Below are 21,681 nucleotides of genomic sequence, written 5' to 3'. Positions count from 1 at the left end.
TATTAAAATATCTATGAAATGAATGAAAGAACACGGCTGAAAGCACAGCCGGACATAAGGTGGTCAAGAAAATGGAGAAATATTATATAGTAAAATCGATAGACGGAGATTACGCAAATCTTGCTGATGAGAATGATCTTGGCGGTGAGACAAAGCTCGTTGCAAGGGCGCTGCTTCCGGAAAGTATAGCGGAAGGAACAAGGCTGCACTATGCATTTTTGCAGTATGAAATTGCGGATTAATTTCCTCTTTACAAAACCAGACACATATGTTATCCTACACAAGGTCAACTGACACTTAGTTTGAGGACACCTCTAGGCCTTTTGCCCGGTGTCAGTCATGTATATTATTTTATAGGAGGATTGTTATTATGATAACAAAAGAGCAGAAGCAGGAAATCGTAGCTAAGTACGGCAAGGATGCAAACGACACAGGTTCAACAGAGGTTCAGATCGCACTTCTTACAGCAAGAATCAACGATCTCAACGGACATTTCAAGGCTAATCCAAAGGATCATCACTCAAACCGTGGTCTTCTTAAGATGGTTGGTCAGAGAAGAAACCTTCTTGCATACCTCAAGAGCAAGGATATCGAGGCATACAGAAAGCTCATCGAGAGCCTTGGACTTAGAAAGTAATTTCTATTCGAGCCTTAATACAATAACAATTATGGGAATCATGTGTACACGCATGATTCCTTTTTATTTGCCCGGACACATTTTTATGGTATCAAATAGTGTAAACAGAGGTGTTTGGATATTGTATTTTTTATATTCGTATGATAAAATTTAAAAGATTGTGGAATGACATATCGAGACTTCTATAAAGAATATCATGGATCATCGCTGAAAGATGGCAAAAAGGTTATAAGACATGGTGTTTTTTATAGTTGTTTCGACGTCTTCCACAATACAAATAAATATTAAATCAAGGAGATTTTGAGATGAGTAAGGAATTCAAGAGATACCAGAAAGAGATCGCTGGCAGAATGCTCACTGTTGATATCAACAGAGTAGCTGCACAGGCAAATGGTGCTGCATTTATCAAGTACGGTGACACAACAGTGCTTTCAACATGTACAGCTTCAGAGAAGCCAAGAGACGGAATCGATTTCTTCCCACTTTCAGTAGAGTATGAGGAGAAGTTATATTCAGTAGGAAAGATACCTGGAGGATTCAATAAGAGAGAGGGTAAGGCATCAGAGAACGCTGTCCTCACATCACGAGTAATCGACAGACCTATGAGACCTCTTTTCCCTAAGGATTATAGAAATGACGTAACACTCAACAACCTTGTTATGTCAGTAGATCCAGAGTGCAGACCGGAGCTGGTTGCAATGCTCGGATCATCTATCGCAACATGTATATCAGACGTTCCATTTGACGGACCATGTGCCATGACACAGGTAGGTCTCATCGACGGAGAGTTCATCATCAACCCAACACAGAAGCAGTGGGATGAGGGTGATCTGAAGCTCACAGTTGCATCTACATCACAGAAGGTTATCATGATCGAGGCCGGTGCAAATATTGTACCTGAGGCTAAGATGATCGAAGCTATCTACATGGCTCATGATATCAACCAGGACATCATCGCATTTATCAATGAGATAGTAGCTGAGGTTGGAAAGCCAAAGCATTCATATGTAAGCTGTGCAGTTCCAGAGGAGCTCTTTGCAGCGATCAAGGAGATCGTTCCTCCAGAGGCTATGGAGGAGGCTGTATTCTCAGACGAGAAGCAGGTTCGTGAGGAGAACATCAGACAGATCACAGAGAAGCTTGAGGAGGCATTTGCAGACAACGAGGAGTGGCTTGCAGTCCTTCCAGACGCTATATACCAGTATCAGAAGAAGACAGTAAGAAAGATGATCCTCAAGGATCACAAGAGACCTGATGGACGAGCTATCAACCAGATCAGACCACTTGCTGCTGAGGTTGACATCATTCCTAGAGTCCACGGCTCAGCTATGTTTACAAGAGGACAGACACAGATCTGTAACGTATGTACACTTGCTCCACTTTCTGAGATCCAGAGAGTTGACGGACTTGACGAGAACGTTACATCCAAGAGATATATGCACCACTACAACTTCCCTTCATACTCAGTAGGAGAGACAAAGGTTTCAAGAGGACCTGGACGTAGAGAGATTGGACACGGTGCACTTGCTGAGAGAGCACTTCTTCCTGTACTTCCAAGTGAGGAAGAGTTCCCATATGCGATCAGAACCGTATCAGAGACATTTGAGTCAAATGGTTCAACATCAATGGCATCAACATGTTCATCATGTATGTCACTCATGGCTGCCGGTGTTCCTATCAAGGCTATGGTTGCCGGAATCTCATGCGGACTTGTAACAGGTGATACAGACGACGATTACATCGTACTCACAGATATCCAGGGACTTGAGGACTTCTTCGGAGATATGGACTTCAAGGTAACAGGTACAACAGAGGGTATTACAGCTATCCAGATGGATATCAAGATTCACGGACTTACAAGACCTATCGTTGAGGAGGCTATCGCAAGAACACGTGAGGCAAGACTCTTCATCATGGAGACATGTATGAAGCCGGCCATCGCAGCTCCAAGACCAACGGTCAATGAGTTCGCGCCAAAGATCAAGCAGATCAAGATAGATCCAGAGAAGATCGGTGAGGTTATCGGACAGAGAGGTAAGACTATCAACACTATCATAGAGGAGACAGGTGTTAAGATTGATATCGATGATGAGGGAAGAATCTCTATCTGTGGCGTAGAGCAGGCAGGTATGGACAAGGCTATCGAGATGATCAACATGATCGTAGAGCCTCTTGAGGTTGGCAAGAACTACCATGGTAAGGTTGTAAAAGTTATCGACTGTGGAGCTATCGTATCGCTTGCACCTAACAAGGATGGACTCATCCACATCTCAAAGCTTTCAGACAAGAGAGTTGCAAAGGTTGAGGATGTTGTAAATGTAGGTGATGAGGTTGACGTTAAGGTCATCAAGATCGACGAGAGAGCAGGAAGAATAAGCCTGAGTCTCAAGGATGTACAGTAAATAACAGTTCTGAGCTAAACTATAATAAGGATATTTTTTATAAGGGTAAATTTGATGTCTCGAAGCCGGTCTGTCATATGGCCGGTTCCGGGGCATTGTAGTAAATAAAGGCATACATGAACAAACTAAAAAATAAATGCAGATTTAAGGGGGAACATATGAGATACGGTTATTTTGACGAACAGAACAAAGAGTATGTAATTGACAGACCAGACACCCCGGCACCTTGGGCAAACTACCTTGGTTCACCGGAATACGGAGCTATAATCTCCAACAACGCAGGAGGCTACAGCTTTGAGAAGTCAGGAGCAAACGGAAGAATACTGAGATACATATTTAACAGCTTTGATCAGCCTGGAAGATATGTATATCTTCGCGATGATGACACAAAGGATTACTGGTCAGCATCATGGCAGCCGGTAGGCAAGAGTCTTGATGTGTATAAGAGTGAATGTCACCATGGAACGGCATATACAAAGATGTATGCAGATTATTCTGATATCAAGTCAGAGGTGCTGTATTATGTTCCACTTAACAAGACACATGAAGTGTGGAAGGTGAGAGTTACCAACAACTCTGATAAGCCTCGTAACCTTTCAGCTATCGGATACTGTGAGTTTACCAATGACTGCAATTATGAGCAGGATCAGGTAAATCTCCAGTATACACTGTTCATAACCAGAACATATTTCATGGACAACAACAAGATCCTTCAGGTCATCAATGAGAATGTTGAGAAGGCTGAGATCAATGGAAGTAAGGCAAACAGAAGATTCTTTGCACTTGCCGGAAGTGATGTTGCATCATACTGTGGTGACAAGGAGGAGTTCCTTGGAAGATATCACGGCTACGGCAATCCAATCGGAGTTATAAATGGAGATCTTGGCAACAAGCTCAACTACAACAGCAATGCCTGCGGTGGACTCCAGACAAAGTTCACACTTGCTCCGGGCGAGTCAAAGGATTTTGCATTCATAGTCGGAATGAAGGACAATGACGCTGCAAATGCTGTCATAGCCGGATACACAGATCCTGCCGCAGCATGTCAGAAGGAGCTTGACGAGCTGATCGAGTATTGGCATTCAAAGCTCAACAACTTCCAGGTGCACACACCTAGTGATTCATTCAACAACATGGTAAATACATGGAATGCATACCAGTGTTTCATGACATTCATATGGTCAAGAGCTGCATCGTTCTCATACTGTGGTCTGAGAAACGGATATGGATACAGAGATACAGTTCAGGATATCCAGGGCGTTATCCACCTTGCACCTGAGATGGCTCTTGAGAAGATCAGATTCATGCTGTCAGCACAGGTTGACAACGGCGGTGGACTTCCACTTGTAAAGTTCACACATAACGCAGGTCATGAGGATACACCGGATGATCCTTCATATGTACAGGAGACAGGACATCCTGCATACCGTGCAGACGATGCACTTTGGCTGTTCCCAACTGTATATAAGTATATTGCTGAGTCAGGCAACCTTGACTTCATAGACGAGGTTATTCCATTTGCCAACAAGGATGAGGGTACAGTTTATGAGCATCTTAAGAGAGCGATAGATTTCTCCATGAACAGACTTGGAGATAATGGTATGCCGGCAGGACTCTGGGCAGACTGGAATGACTGCCTGAGACTTGGAAAGAGAGGCGAGTCAACATTTGTTGCAATGCAGCTCTACTATGCGATGACAGTTATCAAGTATTTTGCTGAGATGAAGGATGATGCAGAGTACATAGATTATATCAACAGCATTCAGTACAAGATGGGCGAGACCATTCAGGAGAAGTGCTGGGAGGATGACAGATTCATCCGTGGATACAAGGAAGGCGGACAGGTCATCGGTTCAAAGAATGATCCTGAGGCAAGCATGTGGCTGAATCCTCAGTCATGGGCAGTTATAAGCGGACTTGCCACAAGAAAGCAGTCTGAGATCGCCCTTGAGTCTGTTCACAGGGAGCTTAACACAGAGTACGGTGTGAGACTTATGTTCCCACCATACAGAGAGCATGCATTTGACGGAGCACTCATGCTTCTGTTCAATGCAGGAACAAAGGAGAATGCGGGTATATTCTCACAGCCACAGGGCTGGATAATACTTGCCGAGGCGCTCATGGGACATGGAAACAGAGCGTTTGAGTATTTCAACGAGAGCTCTCCTGCATCCATGAATGATAAGGCAGAGATCAGAAAGCTTGAGCCATACTGCCATGGACAGTTCACAGAGTCTGTTGGAAGTCCATTTGAGGGTCGCGCTCATGTACACTGGCTCACAGGTACAGCATCCACATGCATGGTTGGCTGCGTTGAGGGTATCATGGGTATGAGACCAGACTTTGGCGGAATCAAGATCGCGCCTTCAGTCCCATCAGACTGGAAGGAGTTTGAGATCGAGAAGATGTTCAGGGGTAAGAAGCTCTCAATCAAGGTTCAGAATCCTGATGGACATGAGAGCGGTTTCCAGAGCCTCACATTAAATGGTGAGAAACTTGAGACCAATTATATCCCTGCTGACAAGCTTGCTGATACAAACGATATCGTGCTTGTAATGTAATGAATATAAATACATTATTTATACCATATTAAGTTAAGAAGGGCTCAGCCCTTCTTAATTTTTGCCCTGATGCGGAATGAGTGGATTGGGGTTGGAAGGTGGTGCAGGCGAAGTGGAATCGGTATCGATCGCTGAGAGGTTAAAACTCACTGACAACATACATGTTATGGATGTTCCAGGTGGAGGTTATATTCTGTTATGTGGAATATATGGAGAGATTGAGGGGCATGATAAGCTTCCTGCCGGTATGAAGAGTACAAGCTACGAGAAGCTGCTTCCGGTGATAGCCCAGGCAGAAAACTGCGGAGATGTAAAGGGAGTCCTGACTCTGATTAATACGGTCGGAGGCGATGTTGAGTCCGGACTTGCCATATCTGAGATGTTGTCCAGCCTGTCAAAGCCGGTCGTCAATATCGTGCTTGGCGGCGGACATTCCATAGGAGTTCCTCTGGCGGTGTCGGGAAATGTGTCTTTTATAGTGCCGACCGCAACGATGATAGTTCATCCAATAAGGACAAATACGGCGGTGCTTGGAGTTAAGCAGAACTTTGAATATATAGAGAAGATGCAGGAGAGGATCATACAGTTCACAGTGGATCACTCATCTATAGACAGGAAAGAACTGGAGAAACTTATGTTTAACACGACAGAGCTGACCAAGGATGTGGGCTCGGTCCTGATAGGAAAACAGGCTGTCGAAAAAAGGGTTATAGACAGGATCGGTGGTATGTCGGCGGCTTTAAAAACGCTGTATGACTTGATTAATTAAGAAAATGATAGTAAAATTCCATAGGATATTGTATAAACATCGATCAAGGGAGGTCGGTCATGAGCTTATTACAGGCAATTTTGATGGGAATAATACAGGGAGCTACAGAATTTCTTCCAGTCAGCAGTTCGGGACATCTGGCTATTTTCAAGAATATTTTTGGAGTGGAGACCGATACGGGTATATTATTTGACATACTGCTCCATTTTGGCACGCTGGTTGCCATATTTATAGTCTACTGGGCAGATATAAAGAAGCTCGTTATAGAGGGATTAAAGATAGTTGGAGACTGCTGTGTCAATCTGGTAAATTTCATAAAGAACAAGACCTCGAATGAGGGAAAGATATATCCGTATAGGAAGATCGTGTGTACGGCATACAGAAAGTTTGTTATGCTCATACTCGTGTCAACTCTTACGACGACGGTGATCGCAGTTCCATTTGACAAAGCTATAGGACATGCGGGAGATACACTTTTGATACCGGGTATCTGTCTGTGTATAACATCTGTTATCCTGTATTTTGCGGACAGACTGCCGGCTGGTAAGAAAAGTGTAGCAAAGGCTACATACAGAAATGCCATATTTGTTGGACTGGCACAGGCTGTTGCCACACTTCCCGGAATATCCAGATCCGGAAGTACGATAACTGCAGGTATGGCGTGCGGCTACACAAGAAAATTTACAGTAAAGTATTCGTTTATAATGTCCATACCGGCTGTTCTTGGCGCTGTCATACTGGAGATACCTGATCTGTTTAAGGCATCAATCTCAGGGGCGGATGTCGTTAATTACATAGTTGGTATGATCGTTGCCGGCATTGTCGGATACATATGTATAAAATTTATGCTTTATACGGTCAAGAAAAAGAATTTTAAGGGATTTTCCATATATTGTATGATCGCGGGAATCGTGTCTGTAATATGGTATTTTGTTGCTTAAGATTTAGAATAGAGGTAGAAAATGGCTGCTGGTAATAAAAAGTCATACAAGAACAATACATCAAAGAATGGCACGTCCAAAAACGCTGCGTCTAAAAAGACTGTGGCAAAGAACTCTTCAAAAGGCGGATCAAATAACAGGACATCTGCGAAGAAGAATACTGCATCGAAAAAAACATCTGCCAGATCAAAGGCTGCCATAGAACGCAAAGCCCGGGAAGAGGAACTGGCAAGGCAGAAGCAGATGAGAAGTGAGATCATACTCATAGTTCTCTTTGCATTTTCGGTATTTCTGCTGCTTGCAAACTTCAGGATCTGCGGAATAGTGGGAGATACCGTATCGGGATTTTTCTTTGGAATAATCGGTTTCAGCGAGTACATATTCCCGGTATATCTGTTTGTGTCGGCTGCCTATCTTATATCAAATGATTTCAGGAGGAAGATCGTCAAAAAGGTTGTATATTTTGGCGTTGTGCTCATCCTGTTGTCCATGGTATTTCAGGCTATATATTCATCGACCTTTGAGTCGGTCAAGGTTCTGTACATGGATGGGTATAAGGACAGATCAGGCGGAGGAGTTATATGCGGAGGAATATTCTTTGCGATAAGGACACTGCTTGGAGTTCCGGGTGCGTGCATAGTAATATTTATAGCTGCGGTTATCATGTTCATTCTCATAACGGAGATATCAGTTATAGACGAGATCAAACTTTTCATAGCATCTATCCGTGAGCGCAGAGAAAGTGATGATGACGAACAGTATGAAGATGAGGAGTATCAAAGTGACAGATATGACGATGGTTATTACTCACATGATGTAAATGATACTCCGGTTCGCAGAGTGAGACCATCGATGGCAAATCTCAATGTGTACAGCAGCGATAAGACCAAGGATGACAGAGCTTCCGACAGGACTGCTGCAACGCAGGTCAAGCCAAGGAAGACTAAGACACAGAAGGGTGTAGAGAGGGAGCCTGCCAGGGATTTCTTTGCCATGGAGGATGTCCACGAGCTCACTCCTGGCGATGGCGCTGTGGATATGTCCTATGATGAATTTAACAATGATATAGAGAAGATCGTCATGACCGACAGAGAGGAGATCGTCAATCCAGTTCAGATAGACAGAGAGGATCCTGTGCATAAACCGGTGCGGAAGCCTGCACCTGTGAAGAGAAGAAAGCCGGTGGTCGTAACTCCTGAAGAACCAAAGCTGGCTGCTGTGGACACTGATATGGAGGATGCAGAGATACTTTCATTTACTGATGATGCGGAGGATGTCCTTGCGGGAGCGGTAAATGGCAATATGCATCCAGAGAGTGTGTCAGATTACAATCCGCTCTACGACTCTGCATTTGCGGAGGAGGAGAAGACGGATACCGCGGCTCAAAGCAAAAAGAAGCCGGCGGTACAGACTGAGAGCTCAAAGCAGTATCAGGAGGGAAGAAAGTATAAATTCCCAACGGCAGATCTGCTGTCCCAGCCTAAAAAGGCGAACAATTCCAACAGGGATGCCCATGTCAGGGAGACAGCCATCAAGCTTAAGAATACCCTCGAGACATTTGGTGTTAATGTAACCATAACAAACTATAGCTGCGGTCCTGCTGTAACGAGATTTGAGATGCAGCCGGAGCAGGGTGTCAAGGTCAGCAAGATACTGAACCTTGCGGACGACATAAAGCTCAACCTTGCGGCTGCGGATATACGTATAGAGGCACCGATACCTGGCAAGGCAGCCATAGGAATAGAGGTCCCTAACAAGGAGAACTCAATTGTGGCGTTCCGGGAGCTTATAGAATCAGATAATTTCAAGAACCTCAAGTCCAAAGTGGCATTTGCGGTTGGTAAGGATATAAGTGGACAGGTCATCGCAACGGATATTGCCAAGATGCCGCATCTTCTGATCGCCGGAGCCACAGGTTCGGGTAAATCAGTGTGTATCAATACACTTATAATGAGTATACTGTACAAAGCCACACCGGAGGAGGTAAAGCTCATAATGATAGATCCTAAGATGGTTGAGCTTGCATGCTACAATGGCATACCACACCTCCTGATACCGGTCGTAACAGATCCAAAGAAGGCGGCAGGGGCACTCAACTGGGCTGTCATGGAGATGACAAGAAGATACCAGCTTTTTGCTGAGCACAGTGTACGTAATATACAGGGATATAATGACAAGGTTGAAAATGCCGTTATAGCGGGAGCTGATGGAGAAAAGCTGACCAAGATGCCACAGATAGTGGTCATAGTGGATGAGCTTGCAGATCTTATGATGGTTGCCCACGGCGAAGTCGAGGATGCTATAGTGAGACTTTCACAGCTTGCCAGAGCAGCGGGTATACATCTTGTCATAGCAACACAGAGACCGTCGGTTGATGTCATAACAGGTCTCATAAAAGCAAATGTTCCATCGAGAATAGCATTTGCAGTTTCGTCGGGAGTTGATTCCAGAACCATACTTGATATGGTAGGAGCAGAGAAACTTCTTGGAAAGGGAGATATGCTGTTCTATCCGACAGGCTATCCTAAGCCGGTCAGAGTACAGGGCGCATTTGTGTCGGATGATGAGGTTACAGCGGTTGTTGATTTCCTCAAGAAGAACAATGGCGTGGGAACATATGATGATGAGATATCCAAATCAATATCCGGAAATGGTGGATCAGGCGCCACAGCGATAGGTGGGGCTTCAGCCAGTGATAAGGATGAATATTTCGTGGAAGCGGGAAGATTCATTATAGAGAAAGAAAAAGCTTCTATAGGTATGCTTCAGAGAACGTTCAAGATAGGCTTTAACAGAGCCGCAAGGATCATGGATCAGTTGATGGCCGCGGGAGTAGTTGGCCCGGAGGAGGGCACAAAGGCCAGAAAGATCCTGATGACTCAGGAACAGTTTGATGAATATATAGACACTAATTTATAAAAAGCGGAGGATAAGAGCTATGATGACAGACATTGAAATTGCACAGAAGGCTGAGATGAAGCACATAAGGGAGGTTGCTGCAAAGCTCGGAATATCAGAGGATGACCTCGATCTCTATGGAAAGTATAAGGCAAAGCTCTCAGATGAGCTTATAAAGAAGGTTGAGGGCAACGAGAACGGAAAGCTTATCCTCGTTACAGCCATCAATCCAACACCTGCAGGAGAGGGAAAGACGACAATCACTGTAGGACTTGGTGAGGCTATGGGACAGCTTGGAAAGAAGGCGGTTATCGCACTTCGTGAGCCATCACTTGGACCATGTTTTGGAATCAAGGGTGGTGCAGCCGGCGGCGGATATGCACAGGTAGTACCTATGGAGGATCTCAACCTCCACTTTACAGGAGATTTTCATGCTATAACATCTGCAAACAATCTCCTTGCAGCCATGATGGATAACCATATCCAGCAGGGAAATGCACTGAGAATAGATGTGAACAGAATAGTGTTCAAGAGATGTATGGATATGAACGACAGAGTTCTCAGACACACAGTTGTCGGACTTGGAAAGCGTGTCGACGGAGTGCCTAGAGAGGACGGATTTGTCATCACAGTTGCATCGGAGATCATGGCTATTCTCTGTCTTGCAAGTGATATGAAGGATCTTCAGGAGAGACTTGGCAGAATAATCGTTGCATACAACATGGACAATGAGCCTGTGACAGCGGCTGATCTCAAGGCTGTAGGAGCTATGGCAGCGCTCTTAAAGGATGCCATCAAGCCAAACCTTATCCAGACACTTGAGCATACACCGGCAATCGTACACGGCGGACCATTTGCAAATATAGCACATGGATGTAACAGTGTAATGGCTACAAAGACAGCATTAAAGCTTGCAGATTATGTAATAACAGAGGCAGGATTTGGCGCAGATCTCGGAGCTGAGAAGTTCTTCGATATCAAGTGCCGAATGAACAACCTTAAGCCGGATGCGGTGGTTCTGGTTGCTACAGTAAGAGCACTCAAGTACAATGGCGGAGTTGCAAAGGCAGATCTCGGCGAGGAGAATCTCGGCGCGCTTAAGGCTGGTATAGTAAACCTTGAAAAGCATATTGAGAATCTTCAGAAGTATGGCGTTCCTGTTGTTGTTACACTGAACAGATTTGTCACAGACAGCCAGGCAGAGCTTGACTTTGTCAAGAAGTTCTGCGAGGACAGAGACTGTGATTTTGCCCTTGCAAATGTATGGGAGCAGGGAGGCAAGGGTGGTATAGACCTTGCAAATGCGGTGCTCAACACGCTGGAGAACAAGAAGAGCAACTTCAAGGTGCTCTACAATGACAGCCTTTCAATAAAGGATAAGATAAACTGTATCGCTACAGAGATATATGGCGCGGATGGTGTTACATACAGTGCAGAGGCCAGCAAGGCCATCGCCAAGATCGAGGAGATGGGATTTGGTAACTTCCCTGTATGTATGGCAAAGAACCAGTATTCTCTGTCAGATGATCCAAAGAAGCTTGGAAGACCTACAGGATTCGATATAAATATCCGTGAGGTTTATGTCAGTGCAGGAGCAGGATTTGTGGTAGCGATTACCGGAACGATCATGACCATGCCTGGACTTCCAAAGGCTCCGGCTGCAGAGAGAATTTATGTGGATGATGACGGCAAGATCGTCGGATTATTCTAGGAGGACAGATAAATGTATAAGCTTATAGATGGTAAGGTTATATCAAAACAGATAAAGGATGAGCTCAAGGAGAAGGTTGCAGGGCTTAAGGCAGAGGGTGTAGAGATATGCCTTGCTGTTATTCAGGTCGGCAATGATCCTGCTTCATCAGTATATGTTGGCAACAAGAAGAAGGCATGTGAGTATATAGGAATAGGTTCACTGTCATACGAGCTCCCAGAGGAGACAACTGAGGAGGAGCTTCTTGCACTTATAGAGAAGCTCAATTCTGACGACAAGGTGAACGGAATACTTGTACAGCTCCCGCTTCCAAAGCATATAGATGAGGATAAGGTCATAAAGACCATATCTCCAAAGAAGGATGTGGACGGCTTCCATCCGATGAGTGTTGGTGCGCTCAGCATAGGACAGCCGGGCTTTGTGTCATGTACACCAGCCGGAGTTATCCAGCTCATCAAGAGATCAGGAATAGAGATAGAGGGTAAGGAGTGCGTGGTACTCGGCAGAAGCAATATAGTAGGCAAGCCTATGAGCATGCTGCTGCTCCGCGAGAACGGAACCGTAACCGTGTGCCATTCCAGAACAAAGAATCTCAAGGAAGTGTGCAGACGTGCTGATATACTCGTGGTGGCAATAGGAAAGCCAGAAATGATCGATGCATCTTACATCAAGGAAGGCGCAACAGTTATAGATGTGGGAATCCACAGGGATGAGAATAATAAGCTCTGCGGTGATGTGGATTTTGAATCAGCCAAGGAGGTTGCCGGAGCGATAACTCCTGTACCTGGCGGAGTCGGCCCTATGACCATAGCCATGCTCATGTCAAACTGCGTGGAATCAATAAATATAAACTAAGAACAAGTGCAAAATTATTGGAGAACAGATGAAAGTATTACTCATATCACTAGGCTGTGATAAAAATCTGGTGGACAGCGAGGTCATGCTCGGTTTGCTGAACAAAGCCGGCCACCAGCTTACAAATGATGAGACAGAGGCAGATGTAGTAGTTGTAAATACCTGTGCGTTCATCAGCGATGCGAAAGAGGAAAGCATCAACACCATCATCGAGATGGGAGAACTGAAGAAAACCGGAAAACTAAAAAAGCTTATCGTTGCGGGATGTCTGTCCCAGAGATACAAGGACGAGATAATGAAGGAGCTTCCGGAGATCGATGTCATTATTGGTGCGACCAATTACGATAAGATAGTTGAGGCAATAGGAACCGACGAGGAGTCGATCGTAGATGATATAAATTATACTCCAAGGCCGATTGCCGAGAGAATAGTAACGACAAATGCGTCGATGGCGTATTTTAAGATCGCAGAAGGTTGTAATAAACTGTGCACTTATTGTATAATACCTCACATACGAGGCAGATACAGAAGCATGCCGATGGACAGCCTGATCGCATCCGCTGAAAAGCTTGCGTCTGATGGTATAAAGGAGCTTGTCCTTGTGGCACAGGAGACTACGCTGTACGGAGTTGATCTGTATGGTGAGAAGAAGCTTCCAGAGCTTCTCACAAAACTCAGTGAGATAGAAGGCATAGAGTGGATAAGACTTCTGTACTGTTATCCGGAGGAGATAACAGATGAACTAATAGAGGTTATGGCCACGAATCCGAAGATCTGCCATTATGTCGATATACCTATCCAGCATTCTGAGAATGCGATACTTAAGAGAATGGGCAGACGGACCAGCAGAGAGGACATTGTGGAGCTTGTCGGCAGACTGAGGACAGCCATGCCGGATATAGCCATCAGAACCACGCTCATATCTGGTTTTCCAGGTGAGACACAGGAACTGCACGATGGTCTGGTCGACTTTGTTGACGAGTGCGAGTTTGACAGGCTTGGAGTATTCACTTATTCGCCTGAGGAGGGCACTCCGGCTGCGGAGTACGAGGATCAGGTGGATGGAGAGCTGGCTGTAAAGTGGCGCGATGAGATCATGGAGCTTCAGCAGGAAATTTCCTATGAGAAGAACCAGCAGATGATCGGAAGCACCCAGAAGGTTCTCATTGAGGGATATCTGGTCGACGATGATGTATATGTGGGAAGAACCTACAGAGATGCTCCGGGGGTTGACGGAATAGTATTCGTCAGCGCACCATATGAATTGATATCCGGTTCATTTGTGGATGTGAAGATAACCGAGGCAAATGAATATGACTTGACAGGAGTGATAGTAGAATGAATTTACCAAACAAATTGACAATACTAAGAGCTATAATGATTCCATTCTTTCTCGTGTTTTTATATATGTCACCGGGATGGTCGAAGTGGGTGGCACTTGGAATATTCATAGCCGCATCACTTACGGATATGCTTGACGGAAAGATTGCAAGAAAATACAATCTGGTAACCAATTTTGGAAAATTCATGGATCCTCTGGCAGATAAGCTGCTGGTATGTTCGGCACTCATAGCACTGTCGGATCTGAACAGGATCCCGGCATGGATCGTTATAGTGATCATAGCGCGTGATTTCATAATAAGCGGATTCAGACTTATTGCGGCAGAAAAGGGAATTGTTATTGCTGCCGGATGGTGGGGAAAGATCAAGACAACGGTTCAGATGATCATGGTAGGATTTCTGATAGCTGATCTCAAGGTGTTCTACATCTTTGATCAGGTGCTCATCTACCTTGCACTTGCACTGACACTTATATCTCTTGGAGATTATCTGTATCACAACAGAGAAGTTCTCAAGGACTAAAACAGTAAAAAATAAAACAGATTTTATAATTCAACGGGGAATTTGGGGTATACTTTTGTTTGAGGGTATATTTTACACAGATTCCCTGTTTTATTTTGAAAAATAATCGCTTACAACGCCGATAAACCTTTGGTGGTTTTTTCGATTTTACTTGAAATATGACGACAAAGGCTTTACAATTATACTCGGCGAAAATTGGACTATATATAGTCCTAAAATAAATTAAACGGAGGGCTAAAAATGAGCAACACACCAAGCTTGTCAGCAAGTGACAGAATTTCAATGTTACTTGATGACTCAAGTTTTGTTGAAATCGGCGCATATGTAACTGCTAGAAATACAGATTTCAACATTCAGGACAAGGATACTCCAAAAGACGGCGTAATAACCGGTTATGGAGTGATCGATGGCAATTTAGTTTATGTTTACAGCCAGGATGCAAAGGTGCTCGGCGGTTCTATAGGCGAGATGCATGCCAAGAAGATCGCAAACCTTTACGACATGGCAATGAAGATGGGTGCACCTGTTATCGGGCTGATCGATTGTGCCGGACTCAGACTTCAGGAGGCTACAGATGCTCTTAATGCATTTGGAGAGGTATTCATGAAGCAGACTCTTGCATCAGGTGTAATACCACAGATCACAGCTATATTTGGTACATGCGGTGGTGGTGCAGCACTTATACCTAATCTCACAGACGTAACATTCATGACTAAGGAAGGAGCTAAGCTCTTTGTTAACAGTCCAAATGCACTGGATGAGAACCGTGCAGAGAAGCTTGACACTGCAGCAGCAGATTATGTTGCAGAGAACACAGCAAATGTTGACGCTGTATACGACACAGAGGCAGAGCTTCTCGGTGCAGTGAGAACTATGGTAGGTCTTCTTCCATCAAACAATGAGGATGATGGCGACTGCGCAGTATGTGAGGATGATGTGAACAGAATCATTCCAGATCTTGCTACAAAGGCAGGGGATGTGAAGGCTGTTATAGCAGATATCACTGATGATGAGTTTGTATTCGAGCTCAAGAAGGATTTTGCAGATGACGTTGTTACTGCATTTATCAGACTTAACGGTGAGACAGTCGGTGTTGTCGGAAACCAGAAGGATGTCATGACAACAGCCGGTGCATATAAGGCAGAGGATTTCGTAAAGCTTTGTGATTCATTCAACATCCCAGTTGTCACACTTGTAAACATCAAGGGATTTGCAGCAACTGTAAAGGAAGAGAAGACTATCTCAAAGGCTGTTGCAAAGCTTACTTACGCTTATGCCAACGCAACAGTGCCAAAGGTAACTGTTATGCTTGACAAGGCATATGGTACAGCCTACACAGTTATGTGTTCAAAGGCTATCGGAGCTGATGTTGTATTTGCTTGGCCTAAGTCAGTTATCGGAACAATGGATCCAGAGATGGCTGTAAAGATCATGTATGAAGATGAGATCGCAGCAGCTGGTGACAAGCTTGCTTATATCAATGATAAGAAGGCAGAGTACACAGAGGCGCTTTCAGGAGCTCTCTCAGCAGCAAGAAGAGGATATGTGGATGACATTATCGAGCCTGATGCAACAAGAAAGAGAGTTATAGCAGCACTCGATATGCTTTTTTCAAAGAGTGAGGACAGACCATTCAAGAAGCATGGAACAATATAAAGGAGTGACAACTTAATGGAAAAGATAATAAAGAAAAAGTTATTATTGATAGTTTCTATGTTAGCTGTTACATTTGCACTTGCCGGATGTTCGTCTTCAGACAAGAAAGTAGAATTTGACTATGACGGAAACACATTGGTTCAGATAGCAGAAACACAGGCTACGAATTACATGCAGATTGCGCAGGTTGAAGATGTATATAATTTCTATGTAGATGAAGAGGCAAATGGCGGTCAGGTAGATGAAACGACTGCTGATGCATTAAAGGTTTTTTCAACGATTGAGTCTGACTATGGTAAATTCCAGCAGTTTAAGCCGGTCAATCTCGAAGATGAAGATGATAAAACAATACAAGAAGTTGATGACAAGGTTGTTGTTACATTATATGCAGAATGTGCAGAAAAAGAAGCTATAGTAAAGGCAACATTTGTAGACAATTCGGTAACTTACAATTTTCAGAAGTATTCAGTGATGGCTCAGAATCAGTATTCAGAAGAAGAGGCTGATCAGATGCTTGCATCAAATGGTGTTTATCCATACAAGATTTCCGAATTTGAAGTTGCTGCTAATCAGACACTTAAGGACAAGATGAAGGATGCGGGAGCAAATACCCTCATAGGTATGGGTATCGTGTTTATAGCACTTATCTTCATATCATTCATAATTTCACTTCTCAAGTATGTTCCGGCTCTTTTGGACAAGGAGACAAGAGAGAAGAGAAAGGCTGAGAAGGCAAAGAAGGCTCTTGGAAGCGTTGCAACATTAAATGTTGACAAGGAGGATGAGACTCCTGCAGGAAGCGCACCTGCTCCAGCTGGAATAGTAGACATTGTCAACACAGCGACCGGTGAGAGCGTTATGAACGACTCAGAGCTTGTTGCGGTTATATCAGCAGCGGTTATGGCGGCACAGGGCGGAAAGACAAGAGTTCGTGTAAACTATCCAAGTAACGATAAGTTGGTTGTAAGACCAAGAAAAAAGAATAAGAGATAATTATAGGAGGATAATTGTTATGAAGAATTATAGAATCACAGTTAATGGCACATCATACGATGTATCAGTTGAAGAATTATCAGGTGGCGCAGCTCCAGTAGCAGCACCTGTAGCAGCTCCAGTGGCAGCACCTGCACCAGCAGCAGCTCCAGCAACTCCAGCACCAGCAGCAGGCGGCGCAGGAAGCGTTAAGGTTTCATCACCTATGCCTGGTAAGATCCTTGCAGTAAAGGCTAATGTTGGCGATTCAGTAAAGAAGGGTCAGGTAATCCTTATCCTTGAGGCTATGAAGATGGAAAACGAAGTTGTTGCTCCGGAAGATGGTACTATCGCAAGCATAGATGTTACAGTAGGCGCTAGTGTTGAGTCAGGCGACACACTTGCAACACTCAACTAATTGCTTGAAGTAGAATAAATCTTATAGGAGGAAACAACTAAATGGGCAGCACAATAGTTGACGTTTTGACAAATTTAGCTAATCAGACCGGTTTTGCAAGTCTTGACTGGAAGAATTACGTTATGATCCTTATAGCGTTTGCTTTCATGTATCTTGCGATCGGAAAGGGTTTTGAGCCACTTCTTCTTGTCCCTATCTCATTTGGTATGTTTCTTGTAAACATGTTCCCAGATATTATGGCAGAGGGCGGCTTGTTACATTATTTTTACCTGCTTGATGAGTGGAGTATCTTACCTTCACTTATATTCATGGGCGTAGGTGCCATGACAGACTTTGGTCCGCTTATCGCGAACCCGAAGAGTTTCCTGCTCGGCGCTGCAGCTCAGTTCGGTATCTATACAGCTTACTTCCTTGCATTCCTTATGGGATTCAACGGCAAAGAGGCTGCGGCTATATCGATCATCGGTGGTGCAGATGGTCCTACATCTATCTACCTTGCCGGTAAGCTCGGCATGGGTGGAACACTTCTCGGACCTATAGCAGTTGCGGCATATTCATATATGTCACTTGTACCTGTTATACAGCCACCTATCATGAAGGCTCTCACAACAAAGAAGGAGAGACTTGTTAGAATGCCACAGCTCAGACCTGTAACCAAAATCGAGAAGATCCTCTTCCCTATCATCGTTACACTTGTGGTAGTTCTTATACTTCCAACAACAGCACCACTTGTAGGTATGCTGATGCTTGGTAATCTCTTCAGAGAGTGCGGCGTTGTTAAGCAGCTCACAGAGACAGCTTCAAACGCTCTTATGTATATCGTAGTTATCTTACTTGGTACTTCAGTAGGTGCTTCTACAAGTGCAGAGGCATTCCTTAAGATGAGTACACTTAAGATAGTATTCCTTGGTCTTGTCGCATTCGCAGTTGGTACAGCAGCCGGAGTTCTCTTCGGTAAGCTCATGTGCTGGGCGACAAAGGGCAAGGTTAATCCGCTTATCGGTTCTGCTGGTGTATCAGCCGTTCCAATGGCAGCCAGAGTATCACAGAAGGTTGGAGCACAGTATGATCCTACAAACTTCCTTCTGATGAATGCTATGGGACCAAATGTTGCAGGTGTTATCGGTACAGCCGTAGCAGCTGGTACATTCCTTGCAATATTTGGAATTTAATTAAGAATTTAGGCAATGAAATTATATAGGAGGACGATAAAATGGCAGATAAGAAACCGATAAAGATTACGGAAACTGTACTGCGTGATGCGCATCAGTCACTTATAGCTACTCGTATGACAACCGAGCAGATGCTTCCTATCATCGACAAGATGGATAAGGTTGGTTATCATTCAGTAGAGTGCTGGGGCGGTGCAACATTTGATGCATCACTCAGATTCCTTAAGGAGGATCCATGGGAGAGACTCAGAAAGCTCAGAGATGGATTCAAGAATACAAAGCTGCAGATGCTCTTCAGAGGACAGAATATCCTCGGATACCGTCATTATGCAGATGATGTTGTAGAGTATTTCGTACAGAAGTCAATCGCAAATGGTATTGATATCATCAGAATATTTGACTGTCTGAACGATCTTAGAAACCTTCAGACATCAGTTAAGGCTTGTAACAAAGAGGGTGGACATGCCCAGGTAGCTCTTTCATATACACTCGGTGATGCATATACTCTGGATTACTGGAAGGATATGGCAAAGAGAATCGAGGATATGGGAGCAGATTCAATCTGTATCAAGGATATGGCCGGACTTCTTGTTCCAAATAAGGCTACAGAGCTTGTACAGGCACTCAAGGATGGTTCAAGCCTTCCAATTCAGCTTCATACACATTACACATCAGGTGTAGCTTCAATGACATACCTCAAGGCTGTAGAGGCTGGATGTGATGTCATCGATACAGCAATCTCACCTCTTGCGCTTGGTACATCACAGCCTGCAACAGAGGTTATGGCCAAGACATTTGAGGGAACAGAGTTTGATCCAGGTCTGGATCAGAAGCTTCTGGCTGAGATAGCAGACTACTTCAGACCACTCAGAGAAGAGTGGATCGCAAGCGGTCTCTTAAATCCAAAGGTTCTTGGCGTTAACGTTAAGACACTTCTCTACCAGGTACCTGGTGGAATGCTTTCAAACCTCGTATCACAGCTCAAGGAGATGGGTGCTGAGGATAAGTTTGAGGCCGTTCTTGAGGAGGTTCCAAGAGTTCGTAAGGACTATGGTGAGCCGCCACTTGTTACTCCTTCAAGCCAGATCGTTGGCACACAGGCAGTTCTCAACGTTGTAACAGGCGAGAGATACAAGATGTGTACAAAGGAGTCAAAGGCACTTGTACGTGGCGAGTATGGTCAGTCAGTAAAGCCTGTTGATCCAGAGGTTAAGAAGAAGGTTATCGGCGATGAGGAGCAGATCACATGCCGTCCAGCAGATCTTCTTGAGAACGAGCTCGACAAGATTGAGAAGGAGATGATCCAGTACAAGAAGCAGGATGAGGATGTACTCACATATGCACTGTTCCCACAGGTTGCAACTGACTTCTTCAAGTACAGAGAGGCTCAGGATAAGAAGGTCGATGTCACACTTGCTGACAAGGACAGCACAGCTTATCCAGTTTAATAACTGAATTCATAAGGTCAGCTATATAAATGATCATAAAAAGGGACGGAGCTCCGCGAGCGGAGTCTCTGTCCTTTTGTTTAATATATGGAGATAATATGACAGGGAAAATAGTGGTTATAGGTGCAGGAGCTGCAGGGGTAATGGCTGCACTGACAGCGGCACAGAAGAATAAGGTCATTCTCATTGAAAAGAATGACAGGATCGGAAAAAAGTTATTTATAACAGGTAAGGGACGTTGTAATGTGACAAATGCATGTGACGCTGACGGATTTTTTAATTCAGTGGTCACGAACAGCAAGTTTATGTACAGCTCCTTTTATACATTTGACAACAATATGATAATGGACTATCTTGAGAAGGCCGGATGTCCGCTCAAGATAGAACGCGGAGGAAGAGTGTTCCCGACAAGCGATCATTCTTCAGACGTTATAGGAGCATTCAAAACTCTTATAAACAGAAATAAAAATATAAGTCTGTATTTGAATACGAAGGTTACAGGAATCAATATAGAGGATGGCAGGATAAAGAGTGTTGACGTATCAGGAGATAACGGCGGGACAGGCAATGACAGGATATACTGTGATGCTGTTATAATTTGTACCGGCGGAAGATCGTATCCACTCACGGGATCTACCGGAGACGGATACAGACTGGCAGAATATATGGGTCATACGATAAAGCCGTTAAGTCCATCACTGGTTCCGTTTGAGATAGAAGAGAAATGCTGCTCCATGATGATGGGACTGTCGCTTAAAAACGTGGCACTTCACATAAGCAGTGGAAAGAAGAAAATATTTGACGAACAGGGGGAGATGCTGTTTACCCACTTTGGCATAAGTGGGCCGCTGGTGATCAAGGCCTCCGCATATATACACAGGTATATTGGAAAAGATATAGACATGTACATAGATCTGAAGCCGGCTATGGACAGAGATATGCTTGATGCCAGACTCCTCAAGGATTTCAAGAAATATGCAAACAAAGACTTCAAGAATTCTCTTGGAGATCTGCTTCCGATCAAGATGATAGATGTGGTTGTGGAGAGATCCGGTATCAATCCGTATAAGAAGGTCAACTCAGTGACCAGGGAAGAAAGACAGAGACTTATAGATGTGCTGAAGGAATTCAGACTTACATTTGTGGGGCTTCGGGGATATGATGAGGCTATAATCACAAGAGGCGGAGTGAGCGTAAAAGAGGTAAATCCTTCCACCATGGAGTCTAAGCTTGTGGGGGACGTGTATTTTGCCGGAGAACTGCTGGATATCGATGCGCTGACAGGTGGATTTAACCTGCAGGTGGCGTGGTCGACTGGATATCTGGCTGGACTTTCTGCTTCCGAGAGTTTACAATAGGCGTGGAGGACAGTCAATTT

17 protein-coding genes are annotated in these 21,681 nt (G+C 44.4%); all 17 read left to right on the top strand.

The genetic code is table 11. From position 1 onward, the window contains the following. The first annotated feature begins 71 nt into the window (after nt 1-71). The 17 genes from DXD11_RS03615 to DXD11_RS03535 all read left to right on the top strand — a co-directional run bounded on the left by DXD11_RS03615 (nt 72) and on the right by DXD11_RS03535 (nt 21,661). Nucleotides 72-242 (top strand): chorismate--pyruvate lyase, encoded by a 171-nt coding sequence (locus DXD11_RS03615; RefSeq protein ID WP_117549008.1) that lies wholly within the window; start codon nt 72-74, stop codon nt 240-242. A 128-nt stretch (nt 243-370) separates the two neighbouring features. Further along, nucleotides 371-637 (top strand): 30S ribosomal protein S15, encoded by a 267-nt coding sequence (gene rpsO / locus DXD11_RS03610; protein ID WP_004851136.1) that lies wholly within the window; start codon nt 371-373, stop codon nt 635-637. Nucleotides 638-942: 305 nt separating this feature from the next. Then, a complete protein-coding gene (locus DXD11_RS03605) occupies nt 943-3,039 on the top strand; it encodes a polyribonucleotide nucleotidyltransferase (protein ID WP_022216529.1) in 2,097 nt (698 codons plus the stop codon). A gap of 158 nt (nt 3,040-3,197) precedes the next feature. Then, nucleotides 3,198-5,600: a GH36-type glycosyl hydrolase domain-containing protein gene (locus tag DXD11_RS03600; protein ID WP_118757777.1), complete on the top strand. Its 2,403-nt coding sequence runs from the start codon at nt 3,198-3,200 to the stop codon at nt 5,598-5,600. A 112-nt stretch (nt 5,601-5,712) separates the two neighbouring features. Then, nucleotides 5,713-6,369: a ClpP family protease gene (locus tag DXD11_RS03595; protein WP_022216527.1), complete on the top strand. Its 657-nt coding sequence runs from the start codon at nt 5,713-5,715 to the stop codon at nt 6,367-6,369. A 59-nt stretch (nt 6,370-6,428) separates the two neighbouring features. Beyond that, nucleotides 6,429-7,310 (top strand): undecaprenyl-diphosphate phosphatase, encoded by an 882-nt coding sequence (locus DXD11_RS03590; protein ID WP_118017555.1) that lies wholly within the window; start codon nt 6,429-6,431, stop codon nt 7,308-7,310. A gap of 21 nt (nt 7,311-7,331) precedes the next feature. After that, nucleotides 7,332-10,229 carry an FtsK/SpoIIIE family DNA translocase gene (locus tag DXD11_RS03585; protein WP_118017557.1) on the top strand — a complete coding sequence of 966 codons (2,898 nt, stop codon included), beginning with the start codon at nt 7,332-7,334 and terminating at the stop codon, nt 10,227-10,229. A gap of 19 nt (nt 10,230-10,248) precedes the next feature. Continuing rightward, complete coding sequence (locus DXD11_RS03580) at nt 10,249-11,919, top strand: formate--tetrahydrofolate ligase (protein ID WP_118017559.1); 1,671 nt, start codon at nt 10,249-10,251, stop codon at nt 11,917-11,919. Nucleotides 11,920-11,931: 12 nt separating this feature from the next. After that, nucleotides 11,932-12,774 carry a bifunctional methylenetetrahydrofolate dehydrogenase/methenyltetrahydrofolate cyclohydrolase FolD gene (gene folD, locus DXD11_RS03575; RefSeq protein ID WP_015534883.1) on the top strand — a complete coding sequence of 281 codons (843 nt, stop codon included), beginning with the start codon at nt 11,932-11,934 and terminating at the stop codon, nt 12,772-12,774. A 28-nt stretch (nt 12,775-12,802) separates the two neighbouring features. Further along, the gene (rimO, locus tag DXD11_RS03570; RefSeq protein WP_022216522.1) at nt 12,803-14,116 is read left to right on the top strand and encodes a 30S ribosomal protein S12 methylthiotransferase RimO; all 1,314 of its coding nucleotides are present in this window, start codon (nt 12,803-12,805) and stop codon (nt 14,114-14,116) included. Continuing rightward, entirely contained in the window at nt 14,113-14,637 is a 525-nt protein-coding gene (gene pgsA, locus DXD11_RS03565; protein WP_015534884.1) for a CDP-diacylglycerol--glycerol-3-phosphate 3-phosphatidyltransferase, read from the top strand. Before rimO ends, pgsA begins: the two co-directional genes overlap by 4 nt. 240 nt (nt 14,638-14,877) lie before the next feature. After that, entirely contained in the window at nt 14,878-16,293 is a 1,416-nt protein-coding gene (locus DXD11_RS03560) for an acyl-CoA carboxylase subunit beta (protein ID WP_055273023.1), read from the top strand. 15 nt (nt 16,294-16,308) lie between these two features. Further along, the gene (locus tag DXD11_RS03555; RefSeq protein ID WP_117548998.1) at nt 16,309-17,286 is read left to right on the top strand and encodes an OadG family protein; all 978 of its coding nucleotides are present in this window, start codon (nt 16,309-16,311) and stop codon (nt 17,284-17,286) included. 19 nt (nt 17,287-17,305) lie between these two features. Then, on the top strand, nt 17,306-17,683 hold the full coding sequence (locus DXD11_RS03550; RefSeq protein ID WP_118757776.1) for a biotin/lipoyl-containing protein: 378 nt from the start codon (nt 17,306-17,308) through the stop codon (nt 17,681-17,683). Between the two features lie 41 nt (nt 17,684-17,724). After that, nucleotides 17,725-18,855 carry a sodium ion-translocating decarboxylase subunit beta gene (locus DXD11_RS03545; protein ID WP_055222592.1) on the top strand — a complete coding sequence of 377 codons (1,131 nt, stop codon included), beginning with the start codon at nt 17,725-17,727 and terminating at the stop codon, nt 18,853-18,855. A 41-nt stretch (nt 18,856-18,896) separates the two neighbouring features. After that, on the top strand, nt 18,897-20,303 hold the full coding sequence (locus DXD11_RS03540) for an oxaloacetate decarboxylase subunit alpha (RefSeq protein WP_055273021.1): 1,407 nt from the start codon (nt 18,897-18,899) through the stop codon (nt 20,301-20,303). A gap of 98 nt (nt 20,304-20,401) precedes the next feature. Next, nucleotides 20,402-21,661 (top strand): NAD(P)/FAD-dependent oxidoreductase, encoded by a 1,260-nt coding sequence (locus DXD11_RS03535; RefSeq protein ID WP_118757775.1) that lies wholly within the window; start codon nt 20,402-20,404, stop codon nt 21,659-21,661. Nucleotides 21,662-21,681: the final 20 nt, after the last annotated feature.

The organism is Coprococcus sp. TF11-13, assembly GCF_003481085.1.
In the GTDB taxonomy this organism is placed as follows: Bacteria; Bacillota; Clostridia; order Lachnospirales; family Lachnospiraceae; genus Coprococcus; species Coprococcus aceti.
The sequence above is the reverse complement of the archived record's forward strand: the minus strand, read 5'-3'. Positions and strand labels throughout refer to the sequence as shown.

What these genes read in the sequence shown, in the direction of transcription:
- DXD11_RS03535 (WP_118757775.1), top strand. Translation starts at nt 20,402, where the DNA reads ATGACAGGGAAAATAGTGGTTATAGGTGCAGGAGCTGCAGGGGTAATG.
- folD (WP_015534883.1), top strand. Translation starts at nt 11,932, where the DNA reads ATGTATAAGCTTATAGATGGTAAGGTTATATCAAAACAGATAAAGGAT.
- rimO (WP_022216522.1), top strand. Translation starts at nt 12,803, where the DNA reads ATGAAAGTATTACTCATATCACTAGGCTGTGATAAAAATCTGGTGGAC.
- DXD11_RS03560 (WP_055273023.1), top strand. Translation starts at nt 14,878, where the DNA reads ATGAGCAACACACCAAGCTTGTCAGCAAGTGACAGAATTTCAATGTTA.
- DXD11_RS03605 (WP_022216529.1), top strand. Translation starts at nt 943, where the DNA reads ATGAGTAAGGAATTCAAGAGATACCAGAAAGAGATCGCTGGCAGAATG.
- pgsA (WP_015534884.1), top strand. Translation starts at nt 14,113, where the DNA reads ATGAATTTACCAAACAAATTGACAATACTAAGAGCTATAATGATTCCA.
- DXD11_RS03585 (WP_118017557.1), top strand. Translation starts at nt 7,332, where the DNA reads ATGGCTGCTGGTAATAAAAAGTCATACAAGAACAATACATCAAAGAAT.
- DXD11_RS03545 (WP_055222592.1), top strand. Translation starts at nt 17,725, where the DNA reads ATGGGCAGCACAATAGTTGACGTTTTGACAAATTTAGCTAATCAGACC.
- DXD11_RS03615 (WP_117549008.1), top strand. Translation starts at nt 72, where the DNA reads ATGGAGAAATATTATATAGTAAAATCGATAGACGGAGATTACGCAAAT.
- DXD11_RS03540 (WP_055273021.1), top strand. Translation starts at nt 18,897, where the DNA reads ATGGCAGATAAGAAACCGATAAAGATTACGGAAACTGTACTGCGTGAT.
- DXD11_RS03580 (WP_118017559.1), top strand. Translation starts at nt 10,249, where the DNA reads ATGATGACAGACATTGAAATTGCACAGAAGGCTGAGATGAAGCACATA.
- rpsO (WP_004851136.1), top strand. Translation starts at nt 371, where the DNA reads ATGATAACAAAAGAGCAGAAGCAGGAAATCGTAGCTAAGTACGGCAAG.
- DXD11_RS03555 (WP_117548998.1), top strand. Translation starts at nt 16,309, where the DNA reads ATGGAAAAGATAATAAAGAAAAAGTTATTATTGATAGTTTCTATGTTA.
- DXD11_RS03550 (WP_118757776.1), top strand. Translation starts at nt 17,306, where the DNA reads ATGAAGAATTATAGAATCACAGTTAATGGCACATCATACGATGTATCA.
- DXD11_RS03590 (WP_118017555.1), top strand. Translation starts at nt 6,429, where the DNA reads ATGAGCTTATTACAGGCAATTTTGATGGGAATAATACAGGGAGCTACA.
- DXD11_RS03600 (WP_118757777.1), top strand. Translation starts at nt 3,198, where the DNA reads ATGAGATACGGTTATTTTGACGAACAGAACAAAGAGTATGTAATTGAC.